This is a genomic window from Rhodopirellula bahusiensis (assembly GCF_002727185.1).
Taxonomy (GTDB): domain Bacteria; phylum Planctomycetota; class Planctomycetia; order Pirellulales; family Pirellulaceae; genus Rhodopirellula; species Rhodopirellula bahusiensis.
This window is the reverse complement of record NZ_NIZW01000049.1, coordinates 1-18,022: the sequence shown is the minus strand read 5'-3', so window position 1 is coordinate 18,022 and position 18,022 is coordinate 1. Positions and strand designations below refer to the sequence as shown.

The window sequence follows — 18,022 nt, the reverse complement described above, 5'->3', positions numbered from 1 at the left end:
ATGGGCAGAAGTGGTTCGAATGATTCAGTAATTCACTGTTCCACCTCGCGCCGGTTTTTGTCGTTCGTTTTTCCACCAGTGGTCGGGGCCTTCGGATTCAATTCCCCGCCAGACCTGCAGCAGTTCGTCTTTCATTGCTGCCGTCTTCTCTGGCATCGCTACGGCCAAGTCGTGTTCTTCTTTCCAGTCGGTTTGGATCTCGTAGAGTTGGAACTTCGTGAGCGTTTCGTCGCCAACCAATTTCCAGTCACCGATGCGGAGTGCCACGCGATCGGCAGGGGGCGAAACGTGTGTTCGCCAGAACAGCGGGATCTTCCTCTCGACCGGTTTTCCGTCGAAGGCGGGCAGCATGCTGACACCGTCAATCGTGCGGTCGTCAGGCAGTGGGATGCCGGTGATGTCCAGCACCGTTGCGAAAATGTCCGTGCCGATGACTGGGATGTTGCTGACGGTCCCCGGCGTGATGTGTCCTGGCCAACGAGCGACGCCGGGCACCCGAATGCCGCCTTCGTGGTCGCTGCGTTTGTTGCCTCGCAGTCCGCCCGATGATCCGCCGAAGGCAGGCACGGGACCGTTGTCCGAGGTGAAGAACAGATGTGTGTTGTCGCTGAGTTTCTGCGTATCGAGGGCGTTCATCACCATTCCCAAAGCGTGATCCATTTGGGTGATGTTGCCCATGTACTTGCTGTTTTCGTGTCCTTCATACAAGGACTGAAAACGCGAATCGGTTGCGATGGGGGAATGCGGTTCGTGCACCCAAACCGTCATGGCAAATGGCTTGGACGGATCGTGAATCTCTTTCAGCCAGCGTGCTGCTTCGGCGGCAACCAACTGGGCCGAGTAGCCCTCGAGCTTTCCAACGGGTTCGCCGTTGCGAACAAAGTTGTCGGGGTTCTTGTGGCTGGGGCTGGCGTTGTTTTGAGTGCACATCCAATGATCGAATCCATGTTCGCTTGGATGAGGGAATTCCGGATTGCTGAACTGCTGCCTCGACAGCAAATGCCACTTCCCGACGTGACATGTTTCGTAGCCGACGTCTTTCAGCAACTCCGGAAAGGTGATCTCACTGGCACGCAGGTGGGCCTCGTGATTTCCCGACAAATGACGATAGACGCCGTTTCGATAGGGTGTCCGTCCGGTCAGAATTGCCGAACGCGAAGGTGAGCAGACACCGCAAGCGGAATAGCACTGCGTGAACTTCACGCCTTGAGACGCGAGACGATCAAGATTGGGCGTTTGAATCAGTTCGTGGCCGTAGGTGGCGGAGTCGCCCCAGCCCATGTCGTCGGCGACGAACATCACAAAGTTGGGATGGGCCGCATCAGCAGCGTGTGCACCCGCCAATCCGGACGGCTGCGTGGCCAGCACGCAACCGAACAGGAGTGCCATCGAAATCGAATAGTTCGTCTTCATGTTGGGCAATCAGTTCGGGAGGTGGTCGAGGAAAAACTGCACGGTGCGTTCAACGATGGCATCTCGCGATGGATCGATGTCCGCGTCGACTTTTCGCCAGTTGTGTCCCGCGTTTCGAATGATCATGACTTCGACGGGGGCTTTGATCACGTCCGCTTTTTGTTTCACGTGGTGAGCGTGCTTGACTGGGATGGTTGTGTCTTTGTCGCCTTGGATCATCAACAGCGGCGGGCTGTCGGCACGCAGGAAATTGACCGGACTCATCTCACGATAGAGTTCCAGTTTGTTCGCATCCGATGAATTCGAACCCAGAATGCGAGGTCCAAATCGATCGCGGAAGTCGGCTCGGTCGTCGTGATTGAACAGCTTGGTCTTTTCAAAATCACTGGGCCCGTACCAGGAGACTCCTGCCAGCATTTGGTAAGGCGTTCCCGCCAACGCTTCGTCGCCCGCGAGTGTGTCCGGTGTCGTCAGCAACAGCATTTGTGCGATCTGCCCGCCGGCGGAATCGCCCATGACGAAGAAACGCGTGGGATCGAGCCGAAGCGTTTCGCTGTTCTTTGCCAGATAGCGAACCGCATCCTTCGAGTCGATCACGCAGTCCCGCATCATCACACCACTGTTTGGCTTGCACAGCCGGTAGTTCACCGACGCCACCGCGAATCCGTGATCGAGCAGTTGGTTAAACACGGTTTTGAACGAACCTTTGGCGGCGCCCTGTTTGCTGCCAGCCGCCCATCCGCCTCCATGCGTGTACACGATGACGGGGCAGCGTTCATCGGTAGGCCGTTCGTCGGTTTGCTGTTCACTGGAATCCAGTTTGGCCGGGTAGTAGAGGTCCAGCAGCATTTCTCTTTGCCCAACCGTTTTGTAAACGAGATCGAGTTTGCGTTCTCCTCCGGTGTCCAGAGACGCCGTCTGTTCTTGGCTCAGTTCGTCGATCGAAAGTTTCTTGTCCTGGTTGGTGTCGAGTTTTCGATAGCGATTCCAGGCACGCGAATTTTCGTTCTGTTCCCAGGTTCCGTTGTCGTTCTTGTCGAACTTTTGCATCAGCCGCGTGGCAGCCGCTGTTTGGGCGGGAGGAGCGGCATCGGCCAGGGATGGCAAAAGGAACCAGTGGCTGGCAACGAGCAGGATGGTTCCTGGAATGGGAAGGCGGATCACGGTGGGGCGTCTCCGGGTGAGATGACATGGATGCGTGGTTTACGACCGTCGTTTCATTTCTTCTTTCGTTTGGCCTTCTTGCTCATGAACGGTTGCTTGTTCTGAACCGAAACGTTTCGGTCGAACAGCGTGCTGTGTCGTTGGTAGTCGTTGTACTCCACCGCCTGCGATTTCCACTTCGCGAGCTCTTGGTCGTACCGCGTTCGCATCGCCTCCAGTACGTCCACGCTTGCTGGTTCAGTGGCCAGGTTCACCAGTTCCAACGGGTCGTTTTGCGTGTCAAACAATTCCTCAAAAGGTTCCATTCGCTCGTCGCCGTACCACCAGTACGTGTACCTGTATTGCTTCGTCAGGCAACTCAGACTGTGAGTGGGCAGCGGTCCGAACACGTTGATGAACGACATCTGTTCGTGGCCACCATCTTCTGGATCTTGCAGCAGTCCCAGCAGGCTTTTGCCGTCCATGTTGGATGGGATTGGAAGGCCTGCTAGTTCCAGCATGGTGGGAGCGAAGTCGATGTTGCCGGTCAGTTGCTTGCAGCGGACTTGTTGTCCATTGAGCGGGCTGCGTGGATCGTAGATCATCAGCGGAACTCGGGAAGATTCTTCCATCGGCAACACTTTGGAACCGTAGCCGTGTGAGCCACAGATGTAACCGTTGTCGCTGGTGTAGATCACGACGGTGTTGTCCGCCACGCCTTGAGCTTTCAGTTCGTCGCGAATCATCCCGAGAGCGACGTCGATGGCATAAACCTGTTGATGGTACTTGGCCATCTCGCCGTCGTAGTCGTCGTCATAGTGCCACTCGGAGAAGCGAGGGAATTGCCGACCGAGTTTGCTTTGTGGTGCGAGGTGCTCGCTGTATTCCCGTCCAAAGTTCAATGGTTTGGTGAACTGTTTTCCTGCGTAGACGTGATTGAACCGTGGGTCCGGGGTCGCCGGTTTGTGAGGTGCCTTGAAACTGATTGATAAACAGAACGGTTGGTCTTGCTTCGCCGCTTCGCGAATGACGTCTTTGCCAAACGCGGCATAGGAAAGTGTCGAGTGGGGGTACTGTTTGGCATACTTCCGCATCGACTTGTTCTGTGCAGTCGCGTAGCTCGTTTGGCCAGGCCCGCCGCCCCAGAAGTCGAAGTCGTCTTCACACAAACCTTTGCCATCCACGACCAATCCGAACTTGCCGGCAAAGGCGGTGAGGTAACCGGCATCGCGAAGAAGAACCGGATACGATTTGGCCCACACGTTTTGATGCATGTTGCCGTGTGCGAAATTGCAGCCAGTTTTGTACTCGTACATTCCAGTGAACACGTTGGCCCGACTGGCCATGCAGATCGCGGTGGTGTTGTAGTGCTTGTCGAACAGCACCCCGTCACGGGCGAGTTGATCCATGTTGGGCGTCAGGACGTCTTCGTTCCCATAGCAGCCAACGGAGTAGGTCGATTGGTCGTCGGCGAACAGGAAGAAGATGTTGGGTGCCGCTTCGGCGTTGTTGGTTCCTTTGGGTTCGTCTTGCTGAGCGGACGCGGGAGTACAAAGCGTTCCGCAAACAATCGCGGTCGCAAGCAGAAGGGCTAGGAAGCGATTCATTGAAGCGTTTCTCGGTGAGGTTGGTGTGAGCATGTGCGATCGTTCGGTGCTGATGTCGGAGAAGCAATTGATAGCGGCAGGGCGCGAGCCCTCCGGTGACGTGCCGGGCGGTTAGCGCCGCTCCGCTAAGAAGGACTCATTGAGGAACGGTTTCTTTATCTACAAGTCCGGCCTTTGACACGTCCCAAGGCACGAAGCCAAGACGCAGTGCCGGGGAATCGGGACTCAGTCGGAAGTCGCCGTTGGCGGGATCAACAAACAACGGATCAACGGCCAGGCTCTGCGTGTCGACTCCGTTTTGCCTTTGCTTGTCCAACATTTGCTCACCCAGGGCGGGGTCGCTGGCGCAGTGGTAGATGTTGTGATCGGTGTCCGCGTCCTTGGAACGAGCCAAAGTCCTGCCTCGCCGATCCTCGCTCGTTCGTCCTTTCCCGGGTGGCAATTCGTCAATGAACGTGCAAGTTTCCGAGGACGAGTAGAAAATGTTTCGCTGGATCGTCGCCCCCGTGAGCGGGCCTTCGCGAACCGAGAGGTAGTAACCTCGAGGCGGAGCGATGATGTCGGCCACGATGTTGTTTTCAACACGCGTGTTCAACTTCATCAGGATGCCCTGCGAGGTGCACTTGTAGATCAGGTTCTCAGCGATCAGCGTGTCGCGTTGGCCACCATCGGTGCGAATCGCGGCTTGCATGATCATCGGGGCAACGAGGTGATGAATGTAGTTGCGGCGGATCACGTTTCCCGCACCTGCCCCGCGAACGTAGACCGCGTTGCCGTCGCCGAGCATTTCCATCGCGTGATGAATCTCGTTGTGTTCGATCTGGTTGTCGTGCGTGTGCAGGTAGGGAAGCACGTCCTGAAGCCTGGGTTGCTTCGGCAGGGATGCGATTTCATGCCGACGGATGGTTCGTCCGAGTTCTCTGCCTTGGCGTCGGAAGAAGTCCGTCATGCAACCGGAAAGGATGATTCCGGTGTAAGGAGTGTTGTGGACAAGATTGTTCGAGACACGGTTTTCGCCGCTCTGCCAAATCATGATCCCGGGCGAGTGCGAGTAGATCCGGCCGGTGTGATGAATGTGGTTGTCGAAGACGACGTTTTTGCCATTCACATCTTTCGTGCCGGGACCGTAACCGCACAACAGAATGCCGGCACCGCCCATGTGCTCGATCACGTTGCTGTCAATCGCGTTGTATCGCCCGTGCAGGTCGACACGAATCGCGGATCCACCGCTGTGAGCAAAGTGGCATTGCTGGATTCTGCAATGTTCTGTTCCTCGCAACCGGACCAGCGCGTTGGCTTTGTCGTGCATGTCCCAGTCGTGCTGCAATCCCGCATCGTCGGGAGCAATGCTGAACCGTTCGCCGTGCATGAAAGTCAGACCACGCAAGCAGAGGTTCGTCACTGGAATGTCTCGCGGGCCTTCTTTGTCAATCTTGCCTTGGATGCGGATCAGTTCCTTCAGCCTTGGGGCCAAGATTGGCGAATCGTTTCGTGGCCAAAGATAGAGTTTGCCAGTTTGGGTATTGAGAGCCCATTCGCCTGGCTCGTCGAGTTCCTCCAGGGCATTTTCCACCCAGCACGAGTTGGTTGTTTTGAGGAAGTGCAGCGGGTTCATCGCATAGGTCGCGTCGATCGACGTTCGGGCGATCTGCTTCTTCTCGTTCACGGATTTCAGCGGCAGGATGTTCACGATCCACGCATGATGCGGACGAACAACGATCTCGATGTCTTCGACGTTGGGCCAGTCCTTCAGGAGACCCGCCGGAAAATGAAGCTCGTTGCGACTGCCACCTTTCAGCGGAATGAAGCCTTGCGATCGGGCTCGCGGGAGCATGCCTTCTGCATCGAAGAGTGTGTGGAACCGGCCGGAAACATTGGCCACTTGCACCTTGCCAAAAGCTTTATCCGGCAGACCGGGCGGGGCCGTCGTGACCGGTTGCCAGTCCGTGATTGCTTGGCCGGAACTGAACACCGGCGTTTCGCCTGGGTAAGCCGCGTAGGTGACTTTGGCGTCACGGTGTCCTGAATCCTGCAGTCCGAAGCCCACGGTTTCTGTCAGGCGATAGGTGCCGCCTCGCACGAGAACCAGGACGTCGCCCGCGCGGTCCGGGGCCGATTCGCGGACCGCATCGCGTGCTCGCTGAAGCGTGGCAAACGGTCCGTCAGTTCCAGTTCCGTTTGGCTGCGTAATCTTTCCCGACCAATCGTCATCGCCTGCGGGTGAAACGTAAAAATCAGCGGTCGGTTCGGCGGCATGGCTGACACCAACTGTGATCGATACCGCAAGCACGATTACGGCGCAGAGATTGATCGGACGCAGTTTGCTCATACGACGAATGTTGCGGCGATTGAGACCGGCGAGCGATGCCACAGTGAGATCTCCATGATATCGTGGGGGTTGGATGCGTTGATTCGGTGCCTACCAGGTAGGCAAAACTGATTGGGCAAACGATGGAAGCCGTTTGGGCGTTGGCTCCGGTTGCGTTTGGGAACCGTGGCTAATGCCAACCGGCTTAATGCCCAAAGACTCTTGATTGCTTGCCAAGTTGCTTGCCAACCGAATGTTTGCGACACGGCCGGTCAAGCAGTATAGTGGCGAGGACGGTTGCGTTAGAGGTGAAAGCACCTTTCACTTTGCGTCTTCTTCAGGAACATCTGCGACACCCTATGGCGACAGGCCCAACGGATAGCAGGCTTGTGGCCCTGCTCATTGAGTCCTCACGAGCCTATGGCCGAGGGCTCTTGCGCGGGATTGCGGCGTACGCTCAGGAACAAAGCCATTGGTCGCTCCGGCATCAGGAGATGGCAATCAATGCCGATCCGCCATCCTGGCTTTCCAATTGGCGTGGGGACGGTGTCCTCGTTCGCGCTGAGACTCAGAAGATGGTTCGGGCCATCCAGGATTTAGGATTGCCGGTGATCGATCTGCGTTGCTGGCGTTCAGCGGGCCAGTTTCCTGGCTTTGATACCGAACCGGCATCGGTGGTGAAACTTGCGGTCGATCACTTGCGAGATCGCGGCTTCACGCGGTTTGGATTTTGTGGTTTTGGCGGAGCGAACTACTCCGATCGTCGGCTCACCGAGATGCAACAGTATGTGCGGTCGTTGGGGCACGACGTCGTTTCTTACATGTCGCCAGGCACGGTTCACGCCACGACCTTTGATGCGGAACAGAGCGGTATGCTCGACCAGAAAGGTTTGGAGCGTTGGCTGAATTCACTCGAGACACCCGTTGGCGTTCTAGCTTGCAACGACATTCGCGCGCAACAGTTGCTGAACGCTTGCCACCACAGACAAATCCATGTCCCGGATGAGATCGCAATCGTCGGTGTCGACAACGACGATGTGATCTGTCCGCTGTGTTCTCCACCACTGACAAGCGTTGAACCCAACACGCACCGCATCGGGTACCAGGCCGCGTCGTTGCTGGAAACCATGATGGACGGAGAAGCCGTTCCCGCCGACGTCACTTTGGTTCCCGCCCGACGCATTGTCGTTCGCGGTTCGACGGACTCGATTCCGGTCGACGATGCGGAGTTCACAAAGGCCTACCGCTTCATTCGCGAAAACGCTTGCCGTGGTGTGTCGGTGCAAGACGTAGCGGATGCGGTTCCGATGTCCCGACGTTCGCTTGAACGCAGAATGCGAATGTATTTGAAGCAATCACCTTCGGATCTGATTGCCACAATTCGCTTGACTCGAATCAAAGAACTACTTGAGACCACATCTCAGCCGATCAAAAAGATTGCCCGGCTGACGGGATTCAATTACGACGAACACATGGCGAAGTTCTTCAAGAAACTAACCGGGGTGCCTCCAGGTCAATACCGTCGAAGGCATCGCCTGGAGTCGATCGCGGACCATGAACCCGATCACTAGTTTTCTATTCTGCCGCTGGCTCTTCGTCGTAGTCGGCGCTCGAATTGGTGGCGGCCAATTCAGCCTCGTACTTTGCCAAGTCGTCGGCGGTGGCACCTTCGGTCGCGAGTCCATTTTGGTCGGACCCGCCGCAACCTGACAAGACGCAGGCGAAGAACAGGACCAACAGGCATTTGAGTGCAGACATCATCATTGGGTTCTCTTGTGTGCTTCGTGTACGAAAAAGAATGCATCGGACCGCCCAACCAAAGCCAAGCGGTCCGAAGAGGGAATTGCATCGAACAAGCGTCAGAATTCTTCCGTTGTTTCTTTGGAAGCACGTGTTCCAAGAGCGCCCCACAATCCATAGGGACTCGCCGAGCCGGGCACATTGTTTTGCCAAATGTTTTGCGCATTTGAATTGCCGGCTTCGATGGAATCAGTCACGAACCGAACGGCTCCATCACCCATCAAAACGTGAGCACCGCCTTGGTGCCGGCTGGAGACGGTTGCGACTAAGGTTGTGCCCAACGCGTTGTACCGACCACATGCTTCTCGGTTGGGAGGCAAGATCGTGAGGACGCCTGACATCAACGGCAGGTAGTCGGCCCAGCGGTGGCCGCGAGCAAAGTTGCGTCGATTTTGTTGTTGGAACTCCGGCAGCCAGAATTGCGGCCGCTCAGGATCGACGTAGCCGCGGTCGGTGCAGATGTTGGGGTTTTGACGCAAGGCGGCGAGGCCAAAGGGACCTGAGTTGCCACCGTTGGTCGCGACGCTGTTGCCCCGCTTATCACCGTCTTGCAATGCCGTGATCATCTCGCCCATCGCGATGGTATTGGACAAACCGTCGAGCGTGTCACGGAACTTGGAATCCTGCAAAGGCATGAAGAATCCACGGTGTGCATCGCGAGCTTGCCGTGCGCGACCGTTGGTGATTGTTGCACGGTTGTTGCTGTAAGGCCCGTAGTGCAATTGCCAAATTGAATCACCCAAACACGCGCCATAGTTGGTCCGGCCCAACGCGGGCAAACCACGACCAGGATCGCTCGGGCAACGGAAGGTTGGGATCTCGTTGACCCAAGGCATGTACTGAATTTGATCTGGGGTGGGGCCCATCGCAGGCCACGGCGGCGACTGAACTGCGCCGTCGGTGCGTTGAGTGCTGGGGTTGGAGATCTGTTCCCATAAACCTTGTTGTTCAATGTATGGCAACATCGGAACCAAGGCACTCAAACGCATGCGGTTGCCTGTGGTGGATGTCTTGTACCAGGCGTCCGGCGGCTCCGGGTTTGTTCCCGCACCGTGTGTTGGGACCTGATTGAACGCCGCGTGATAGTTGTGGATTGCCAATCCCATCTGTTTGAAGTTGTTGCTGCAACTCATTCGTCGGGCAGCCTCCCGAGCGGCTTGCACGGCAGGAAGAAGCAATCCCACCAGCACGCCAATGATTGCGATGACGACGAGAAGTTCTACCAACGTAAAACCGCGTCGACGGTTTGAGTTCGTCATACCGATCCCCTGCTTGAATGCGTTCAATGAATAGCAGTCTGGCAATTGTTGATTGGCAAGAATGCGTTTGGTCTGATGCGACCTCAACGCATTCCATGCTTTCAATTGCTCGGTCCAATGACCTTCGGCGAGTGCCGATGACTGAGAAGACATCGTGAAAGCTATCGCTATTCGAAATGTCAAACAATGAATTTCCGCGCCCCTCTTATGACGTATTGCGACAGGCAGTGGCGGGGGTGCTTTCAGTGCGGCAAAACAAGGTGGTCATGTGCGCCATCGGCTGCGACTTCTGACTGTTCATTGTGAGCATTGCTTGGGGGCGTTGTCTCGCGGCCGTTGTCTCACGGGCGTTGCGAGTGCATCCAATCACGTCCTTTCCATCCGGCAAACTTTCGCGATCTCGATCGATCACAGTCAGCGAAACCAACCAAGCCCAACCGTCCATTCGGACTTAGCGACTCGCTCGTGCGTTTTGGGCTCTGTTCGCAAACTTTCATTCCGCTGCGCCGTTGGATTGACGTCACGCAGGGGGGCGGCTTCAATTTAAGCGGCACGGATGGGTGCTGAACGAGCTTTGCATAGGCGGTTATGCGAGGATGCTTTGGGAAATGGTCGAGCGCAAATTGTATGATGAACCCGGATTGTCCCCTCGTTATCGCCACCGGAGCATCTTCGAGTGGCTCGGAAGCGTTTCTTGAGCTGCTTCGTGGGTTGGGGGATCCGCTCAATTTGGCGATTCTTTTCTCGCCAGAATTGGCCCAACCAGCCACTGCGACGCAATCATGAACGAGCGAGAAGATGAACTCGAATCAGGTGACGAGGTCGCAGTCACCGTCACGGAAATCGCTGAACTCCGGCGCAGCCAAGAGTTGTTTCAATTGTTGGTGGAGGTGTCGTCACAGATCGTTTGGATCACCGACGACAGTGGCACCGTCATCGAGGACTCTCCCAGTTGGCGTTCGTTCACCGGGCAAACGGTTGAACAGTGGATGGGCCTAGGATGGCTCGAAGCACTGCATCCTGACGATCGCGAGCCAACGATCGCGTCGTGGAAAGAATCAATTCGCGACAGCACTTCTTTCACCATGGAGTATCGACTGCGTCGGCATGACGGGCACTACATTTGGATGCAAGTTCGAGCCGTGCCTCAGCGAAAGGCGGATGGCTCGATCGATCGTTGGGTCGGGATGAACTCGGACATCAGCGATCGAAAGCAGCATCAAGCGGAGGCGGCTGAGCGTGAGGCGCACTTGCGACGCGTCATCAATCATCAACTGGGTTTGGTTGGTGTGATCGATCGCGACGGAATCTTGGTGGAAGTCGATGATCGAAGTTTGGAGATCGCCAAAGTCGCACGCAAAGACGTGATTGGCAAACACTTCGCGGAAGCGCCGTGGTGGACGTACGACCCGAAGGTTGCCAGCAAGGTGCGAGAAGCGATGCAGCGGGCGTTCGCTGGTGAGGTGGTCCGATTTGACGTGTCGCTGTTTGCTTATGGAGACGAAGGCGTCCGGATTGATTTCATGATCGCTCCGGTCGTGAATGACTCGGGTGAAGTCGATTACCTGATTCCTTCGGGGATCGACATTCGTGATCGGCATCGTGCTGAGGTGGAACTCAAACGCGCCGCGGCTCGACTCGACAAGTCCATGGCTTTCGCGGGCATCGCGCCATGGGGTTGGGATCCAAGCGAACAACAATTAATCTTCGACGCACCACTGAAACGAATGTGGGGATTCGAGGAAGACGAGGAGGTCTCGCTCTCAGAATTCACTAACCGAATTTCGCCAAGCCATCGCGAGCGAGTTGTTTCAGCGATCACGGACGCACTGAGGAATTTTTCCAGCTACCGCGAGGACTACACGATCGATTTGCCCTCCGGCAATCAACGCTGGATTCGTGCGATTGGGCAAGCGGTCGATGATGGGAACGGAAAGATCGGAGACTTCTTTGGTGTCACGATGGACGTCACGGCCGATCTGCGTCGGCAGGTCAAGGCGCGGGTGCGTTCGGAGTTGCTGGAACAACTCAGTGAGTTGACGGATCCGGAAGCGATTATGCAACTGGCGACGCAGCGCATTCGAAAACACTTCTCCGCGTCACGTTGCTACTTGGCCTACATCCGACTGGACGCTCAGACGACGGAAGTGTTCCACGAATCGCACGACGAACATCTGTCACCAATCGTCGGGACTCATCAGATCAAAGATTTTCTGAATGATGATGAGATGCGAGAAATTGAATCCGGCAAACCGATCCGAATCGATGACATCGGTCATTCGGGGCGAAGTGCCGAGAAGATTCAACAATTTGTGCACTTGGGAATCGCGGCGGTCACGCAAGGTTCTTTCGAAGCAACAAAGACACTGCATCGAACGTTGTTTGTTACCAAGGACAAACCGTACCGCTGGCGCGATGACGAGGTTCGCTTCTTGGACAATTTGACCGAGATGGTTTATTTGCGGATCGAGCGCGCGGAGTCGCAACTCGAACTCGAGCAAGCACGCGCGATGGCCGAAGCGGCCAGTCAATCCAAGAGTGCGTTTGTTGCGAATATGTCGCACGAGATTCGCACTCCGATGACGGCGATCTTGGGATACACTGATCTGGTTCGCGACATGGTCGTGGATCCCGATGCTATCGAGCATTTGGAAACGATTCGTCGAAACGGCGACTATTTGCTGGAACTCATCAACGACATTTTGGATTTGTCGAAGATTGAAGCTGGCAAGTTGGAGGTCAACTACGAGCGATTCGAGCCAGCGAGACTGATGGAAGATGTTCGCAGCATCATGGAGGTGCGTGCGAAGGAAGGAGGCCTGTCATTGGGAATCGAGTATGACGGTTTGCTTCCCAAAGTGATTGAATCCGATGGCAAGCGTTTGAAGCAAATCCTGATCAATCTGGTTGGCAACGCGATCAAGTTCACCAAAGCGGGGCAGGTTCAAATCCGTATTCAGTTCGACAAATTGCTGCACATCGACATTGTGGACACTGGCATTGGGATGAGCGACGAACAACAGAAACGATTGTTCAAACCGTTCTCGCAGGGCGATGCCAGCGTGACGAGAACCTTCGGCGGAACGGGCCTGGGCTTGGCGATCAGCAAACGTTTGACCGAGATGCTTGGTGGCACGATCGTCGCCAGCAGCACGGAAGGCGTTGGCAGTACATTCACCGTCTCGATTGCAGTGGGCGATTTGAGCGATGTCGAAATGGTGGACTACTCCCGAGAATTCGACCATGGCTACGCGCTCGCGAGTTTACCAAAGGAAGCTTCGGGAACTGGCATCAACCGGTTGGCGGATGATGAGAAACCGTTAGGTTGCCACGTGCTCGTCGTCGACGATCGCCGAGACATTCGATTCCTCAGCCGGACACTGCTGACCAAAGCGGGGGCGACGGTGGATGAGTGCGAGGACGGGCAAGTTGCCGTGGATTACATGACTGACCGTTTGGGCAAGGAAGATTGTCCCGATTTGATCCTGCTGGACATGCAAATGCCCAACCTGGATGGCTACGAAACCGCTCGAACGCTTCGCAAACTTGGCTATTCAGGGTGGATCATCGCGCTCACCGCCGATGCCATGCAGGGTGACATGAATGAATGCTTGGAAGCGGGATGCAACGACTATCTTTCAAAGCCGATCGACTCGAATCGAATGATTGAATTGATCGCCCAATTCACACAACCGAAATCTGACCAAGTCGAAAGCAAAGGCAATTGACGTCATGACGACGCAGAACTCCCCGACGAAGATCAGCACGGGCAACCCGCCTCTGGATGATATCCTGCACGGGGGACTGACCGCCGATCGGCTGTACCTCGTCGAAGGCATGCCCGGTACCGGTAAAACGACACTGGCTTTGCAGTTTCTGTTGGAAGGTGCTCGCAAGGGCGAAACCGGGCTTTACGTCACCCTCTCGGAAACCAAGCAAGAACTGGAGGGCGTCGCGGTATCGCATGGTTGGTCACTCGAAAACATCGACATCTACGAATTGGTCGATACGAAGGCGGTCGAGGATGCGCGTTTGCAGTACACGATGTTCGAGCCATCGGAGATCGAACTCAGCACCACGGTCGACGGGGTTTTAGAACGAGTCAACAAACTGCAACCGAAACGAGTCGTCTTCGATTCGCTCTCCGAGATGCGTTTGTTGTCGCAAGGATCGCTGCGATATCGACGGCAAATTTTGGCTCTCAAGCAATTTTTCGTCGGTCGTGGATGCACGGTGCTGTTGCTGGACGATTACTCCGGAGTGGATGACCAGCATCTGCAGAGCATCGCCCACGGCGTCATTCGGTTGGAACACTTGCTTTCAGACTACGGTGGGGAAAGACGCAGGTTGCGGATCTTGAAACATCGTGGCTCCAGCTTCATTGGCGGGGCACATGATTTGCGGATCGTGCGTGGCGGATTGAAGGTCTTTCCTCGTGAGTCAGCTGACCAACCCAGCGAGAACACTGAGACGCATTTGGTTGACAGTGGCAACAAAGAATTCGATGCATTGCTCGGCGGTGGTCTGAATGCGGGGACCAGTGCTCTGTTGCTGGGGCCGGCTGGAGTCGGGAAGTCGTCGATGGCGTTGCAATTCGCGATCGCAGCGGCGGAACGAAACGAACGAGCCGTGCTGTTTCAGTTCGAAGAAAGCGTGCAGTCGTTGTATGTCCGCGCCGAAGGACTTGGTTTCGACTTGCAGACGCACGTCGACAATGGACTGATCCAAATCATCAACTTGGTGCCGGGCGAAATCACCCCCAGCGAATTCGCTTGCCTGGTTCGAGAATCAGTCGAAACGGATGATCAGGGCCGCCAGGTCGGGATCGTTGCGATCGACAGTATCAATGGTTACTTGAACTCGATGCCTCACGAGAAGTTCCTGATCATCCAAATGCACGAGTTGCTTCAGTACCTCGGCAAACGCGGCATTTTGACGTTGGCCGTTGTGGCTCAGCACGGGATGTTGGGGCAAGCGATGGGGACGCCGGTGGATGCCAGCTATCTGGCTGACTCGGTGGTGCTGTTCCGCTACTTCGAAGCCCAAGGAGAGATTCGCCAAGCGATTTCGGTCATCAAGAAACGCACTGGACGACACGAGCGAACGATTCGCGAATTTAAACTCAGTAATCGCGGAGTCGAGATTGGTCCTCCACTGACGAAGTTCCGCGGCATTTTGACGGGGGTGCCCGAGTTCAATGGCGAGAATGATTCTCTGATCGACAGGGAAGGCCGGTCGAGCTAATGGAGTCTCTCCGGAAAGCCGTCATCGCGGACGAACTGGCCGAAGCTGCTGCCGAACAAGACAGCAACAATCAGCGTGTCGTTGCATTTGCACCAACGCCGCAGGACGCCAGGCTGTGCGCCAAAATTTTGACCGAGAATGATGTCTCGGTTTGTTGCTGCGAAACGATCGACTCCTTTGCCGAGACACTTTTGAAAGGCGCTGGAATCGCCCTGATCGCACAGGAACATCTTACCGACGACGCCATCGCGCAGTTGAAGATCACTCTCGACCAGCAACCGACTTGGTCCGAAGTGCCGATCCTGGTTCTGCTACAAGCGGGCGATCCAGGCTCGAAGCAGCTGAAGCGGATTCTCTCGCTCGAACACGTCACGTTGATCAACCGACCGCTGCGGATCGCGGTGTTCATCAACACGGTGCAAGCCAAGCTGCGCGATCGATTGCGGCAGTTCGAGGTGCGCGATCTGCTGCTCGAAAAAGATCGCACGCAAACGCAGCTCCGTCGCGAGGCCCGGCGTTTGGACATGGCCGTTCAAGCCGGTGGAATGGCACCTTGGGAGTGGAGCAAGACGCATGTATATTGGTCCGACGCCTTTCGGCGGTTGCATGGCTTCGGCAAAGACGTTCAACCCAGCGAGTCGGCGATGTTCGCTTCGATCGTGGAAGAAGAACGAGACGAGATTGCCCGGCAGTGGTCCGAGGCGATCGAGCAAAACGTGGCCTTCCGCAGTGAATTTCGGATCAATCATCCCAAACGCGGCGAGCGTTGGTTGGTGGCAGTCGGCGAACCGATCAAGTCCAAGTCCGGCAAAACGCTGCGTTACACCGGTTTGCAGTGGGACATCACGGAACGCAAAACCTCTGAGATGGAACTGCGTCAGTCGCACGAAACCTTCCAGCGATTGATCACCGAGAACCCGCAAGGTTTGTATGTTGTCGACGCGGATTTTTGTGTCCGCTATGTCAGCGCCGGGGCACGCAGCGTGTTCGTCAATGTGGATCCATTGATCGGCAGACCGTTCGACGAAGCAATGAATACGATCTGGCCGAAGTCTTTCGCTGACGAAGCGATCAGGCATTTTCGACACACGCTCGATACCGGGGAGCCCTATGTCGCGCCACCGTTGGTTGAACAGCGAGCGGACACGAGCGAGACGGAAGCTTACGATTGGTCGATCGAGCGAATTGTCTTGCCCGACAACCGATTCGGTGTGGTCTGTCACTTCTACAACAACACACGGCGTCAGCAATCGGTGGACTTGCTCCGAGAGAGCGAACGATACTTTCGCGAAATCGCGGACGCTTCACCAGCGATGCTGTGGGTCACTGACAAGAACCACATGTGCACGTTCTTGTCAAAGAACTGGTACGACACGACCGGGCAGACCCAAGAAGAAGGCATGGGACTCGGCTGGACCAACGCGACTCATCCAGACGATCACGAACGCGTCGGTCAAGAGTTCTTGGGCGCGGCGGAGGCACACGAACCGTTCTCGTCGGAGTATCGATTGCAACGGGCCGATGGGAGCTATCGTTGGGCCGTTGACGTTGGTCGGCCTCGTTTCGATTCCGAAGGAACGTTCGCGGGCTACACGGGGTATGTCATTGACGTCGATGATCGCAAAGCGTTTGAGCAGTCGCTCGAACAGGCCAAGGTGGTGGCGGAAAATGCCAATCGATCTCGTGGCGAATTCCTGGCAAACATGTCGCATGAGATCCGGACGCCCATGGCGGCAATCCTCGGGCACGCTGACATTTTGAAGGACCATTTGAAGGATCCCGACAACATTCAGGTTGTCGAAACGATTCGTCGCAATGGCAACTTCTTGTTGAACATCATCAACGACATTTTGGACTTGTCCAAAATCGATTCAGGAAAGATGCAGCTCGAGACCGAACGGGTGCGACCAGACGGTTTGCTGGCCGAAGTGCGTTCGTTGATGGATGTGCGAGCGTCGGAGAAACATCTGCCACTGAAGATTGAATTCGATGGGCCGATCCCGGATTTGATCGAAACCGACGCGGTCAGGCTCCGGCAAATCCTTCTGAATCTGGTCGGCAATGCGATCAAGTTCACGGACAGCGGCGAGGTCAAAATTCTGGTGAGCTACGACGGGCCGGATGGACAGGACTACGACAAAGCCGGTCTGGAGTTGGCGAAGTCTCCATCTCGTAAGGCCAGCAATTGCCGTTTGATTTTTGAGATCGTTGACACGGGCATCGGAATCAAGCCCGAAGATCAATCCTCTTTGTTCGAGCCGTTTGTTCAAGCGGACAGCACGTCGACCCGTTCCTTTGGTGGGACCGGACTGGGGCTCGCCATTTGCCGACGGTTGGCTCATGCGCTGGGCGGAGACGTCTCTGTGGAAAGCACCTACGGACGCGGCAGCAAATTCACGCTGGTGATCGAAGCCGTCTCGTCCGGGCGGTTGGTGGAGCCGAACCTGTTGATCGATGTCTCCGCGGAGAAGATCAAAGAAGACATCCAACTCTCTGCCAACATCTTGGTCGTCGATGACCGTCGTGACATCCGTTATCTCGCTCAGCACTTCATCGAAAAGGCCGGTGGGACGGTCATCACGGCCACCAACGGACGGGAAGCCATCGATGTGGTTTGTGGCGAATCCAGGTCCGACGTTGACTTGATCGTGATGGACATGCAGATGCCGGTCATGGACGGGTACGAAGCTGCCGCGGAACTGCGTCGGTTGGGCTGCGAACTGCCGATCGTCGCGCTGACCGCCAATGCGATGAAGAGCGATCGAGACGAATGTTTGGCGGCCGGCTGCACGGACTACACCACCAAACCGCTCGATAGTCAGAAGCTGATCGCAATGATCGATCGATTGACCAGGTCGTAGCCTCTGCCTCGTGGAACAGGGGCAGTTTGGCCAACCCCAATCCTGCTCAAAAGACGAAATCTCGCGAAGGGTTGGGGGTTGCTATCTGATTGAGGAAGAGCATCTTCGACAATACGACCCGCGTGGTCGACTGAGGCCCTCAGTCGACAAAGAAGAAGCGATGGGCCTCTTCATGGCCGTCCCATTCGACTTGGAACCTGAGCTTCTGGATGATCTGCGAGTTGGTCCGACTCAAGGGCCTGAGTCGGCTAGTGCGCCTGCAAAGGCGATTGAATTGTCAGGTGAAAGTCCTGATTGGGGAATTCGTTACCGCCCCGTAGCTGATGGTAACTGCGTTTTCAACAGAAAGGGTGGAGAGCAACCAAAAGCGAATGAGCAGTCCGTAAC

At 56.0% G+C, this 18,022-nt stretch carries 10 protein-coding genes; 4 read left to right on the top strand and 6 right to left on the bottom strand.

Annotation, left to right across the window (positions count from 1 at the left end; all coding sequences use genetic code 11):
* Nucleotides 1-24: 24 nt before the first annotated feature.
* From CEE69_RS31190 to CEE69_RS31175, 4 genes are all read right to left on the bottom strand, one after another.
* Complete coding sequence (locus tag CEE69_RS31190) at nucleotides 25-1,413, bottom strand: sulfatase-like hydrolase/transferase (RefSeq protein ID WP_099264417.1); 1,389 nt, start codon at nucleotides 1,411-1,413, stop codon at nucleotides 25-27.
* A gap of 9 nt (nucleotides 1,414-1,422) precedes the next feature.
* The gene (locus CEE69_RS31185) at nucleotides 1,423-2,577 is read right to left on the bottom strand and encodes an alpha/beta hydrolase (RefSeq protein ID WP_099264409.1); all 1,155 of its coding nucleotides are present in this window, start codon (nucleotides 2,575-2,577) and stop codon (nucleotides 1,423-1,425) included.
* 53 nt (nucleotides 2,578-2,630) lie between these two features.
* Nucleotides 2,631-4,163 carry a sulfatase family protein gene (locus tag CEE69_RS31180; RefSeq protein ID WP_099264408.1) on the bottom strand — a complete coding sequence of 511 codons (1,533 nt, stop codon included), beginning with the start codon at nucleotides 4,161-4,163 and terminating at the stop codon, nucleotides 2,631-2,633.
* 136 nt (nucleotides 4,164-4,299) lie between these two features.
* Nucleotides 4,300-6,492, bottom strand: a complete 2,193-nt coding sequence (locus tag CEE69_RS31175) for a right-handed parallel beta-helix repeat-containing protein (protein WP_099264407.1) — start codon at nucleotides 6,490-6,492, stop codon at nucleotides 4,300-4,302.
* Between the two features lie 338 nt (nucleotides 6,493-6,830).
* On the opposite strand from CEE69_RS31175, the gene CEE69_RS31170 reads away from it, so the two are divergent.
* Nucleotides 6,831-8,042 (top strand): AraC family transcriptional regulator, encoded by a 1,212-nt coding sequence (locus CEE69_RS31170; protein ID WP_099264406.1) that lies wholly within the window; start codon nucleotides 6,831-6,833, stop codon nucleotides 8,040-8,042.
* A gap of 4 nt (nucleotides 8,043-8,046) precedes the next feature.
* Here the strand turns inward: CEE69_RS31170 and CEE69_RS31165 are convergent, their stop codons facing one another.
* Together CEE69_RS31165 and CEE69_RS31160 are read right to left on the bottom strand one after the other, a co-directional pair.
* On the bottom strand, nucleotides 8,047-8,235 hold the full coding sequence (locus CEE69_RS31165; RefSeq protein WP_233215825.1) for a hypothetical protein: 189 nt from the start codon (nucleotides 8,233-8,235) through the stop codon (nucleotides 8,047-8,049).
* Nucleotides 8,236-8,330: 95 nt separating this feature from the next.
* Nucleotides 8,331-9,530: a DUF1559 domain-containing protein gene (locus CEE69_RS31160; protein ID WP_099264415.1), complete on the bottom strand. Its 1,200-nt coding sequence runs from the start codon at nucleotides 9,528-9,530 to the stop codon at nucleotides 8,331-8,333.
* 779 nt (nucleotides 9,531-10,309) lie between these two features.
* Here CEE69_RS31160 and CEE69_RS31150 point away from each other — a divergent pair.
* The 3 genes from CEE69_RS31150 to CEE69_RS31140 are packed head-to-tail and all read left to right on the top strand — an operon-like array spanning nucleotide 10,310 to nucleotide 17,635.
* Complete coding sequence (locus tag CEE69_RS31150) at nucleotides 10,310-13,258, top strand: PAS domain-containing hybrid sensor histidine kinase/response regulator (RefSeq protein ID WP_390180014.1); 2,949 nt, start codon at nucleotides 10,310-10,312, stop codon at nucleotides 13,256-13,258.
* A 4-nt stretch (nucleotides 13,259-13,262) separates the two neighbouring features.
* On the top strand, nucleotides 13,263-14,774 hold the full coding sequence (locus CEE69_RS31145; protein WP_099264403.1) for an ATPase domain-containing protein: 1,512 nt from the start codon (nucleotides 13,263-13,265) through the stop codon (nucleotides 14,772-14,774).
* Entirely contained in the window at nucleotides 14,774-17,635 is a 2,862-nt protein-coding gene (locus tag CEE69_RS31140) for a PAS domain-containing sensor histidine kinase (protein ID WP_099264402.1), read from the top strand. Before CEE69_RS31145 ends, CEE69_RS31140 begins: the two co-directional genes overlap by 1 nt.
* The last annotated feature ends 387 nt before the right edge of the window (nucleotides 17,636-18,022 follow it).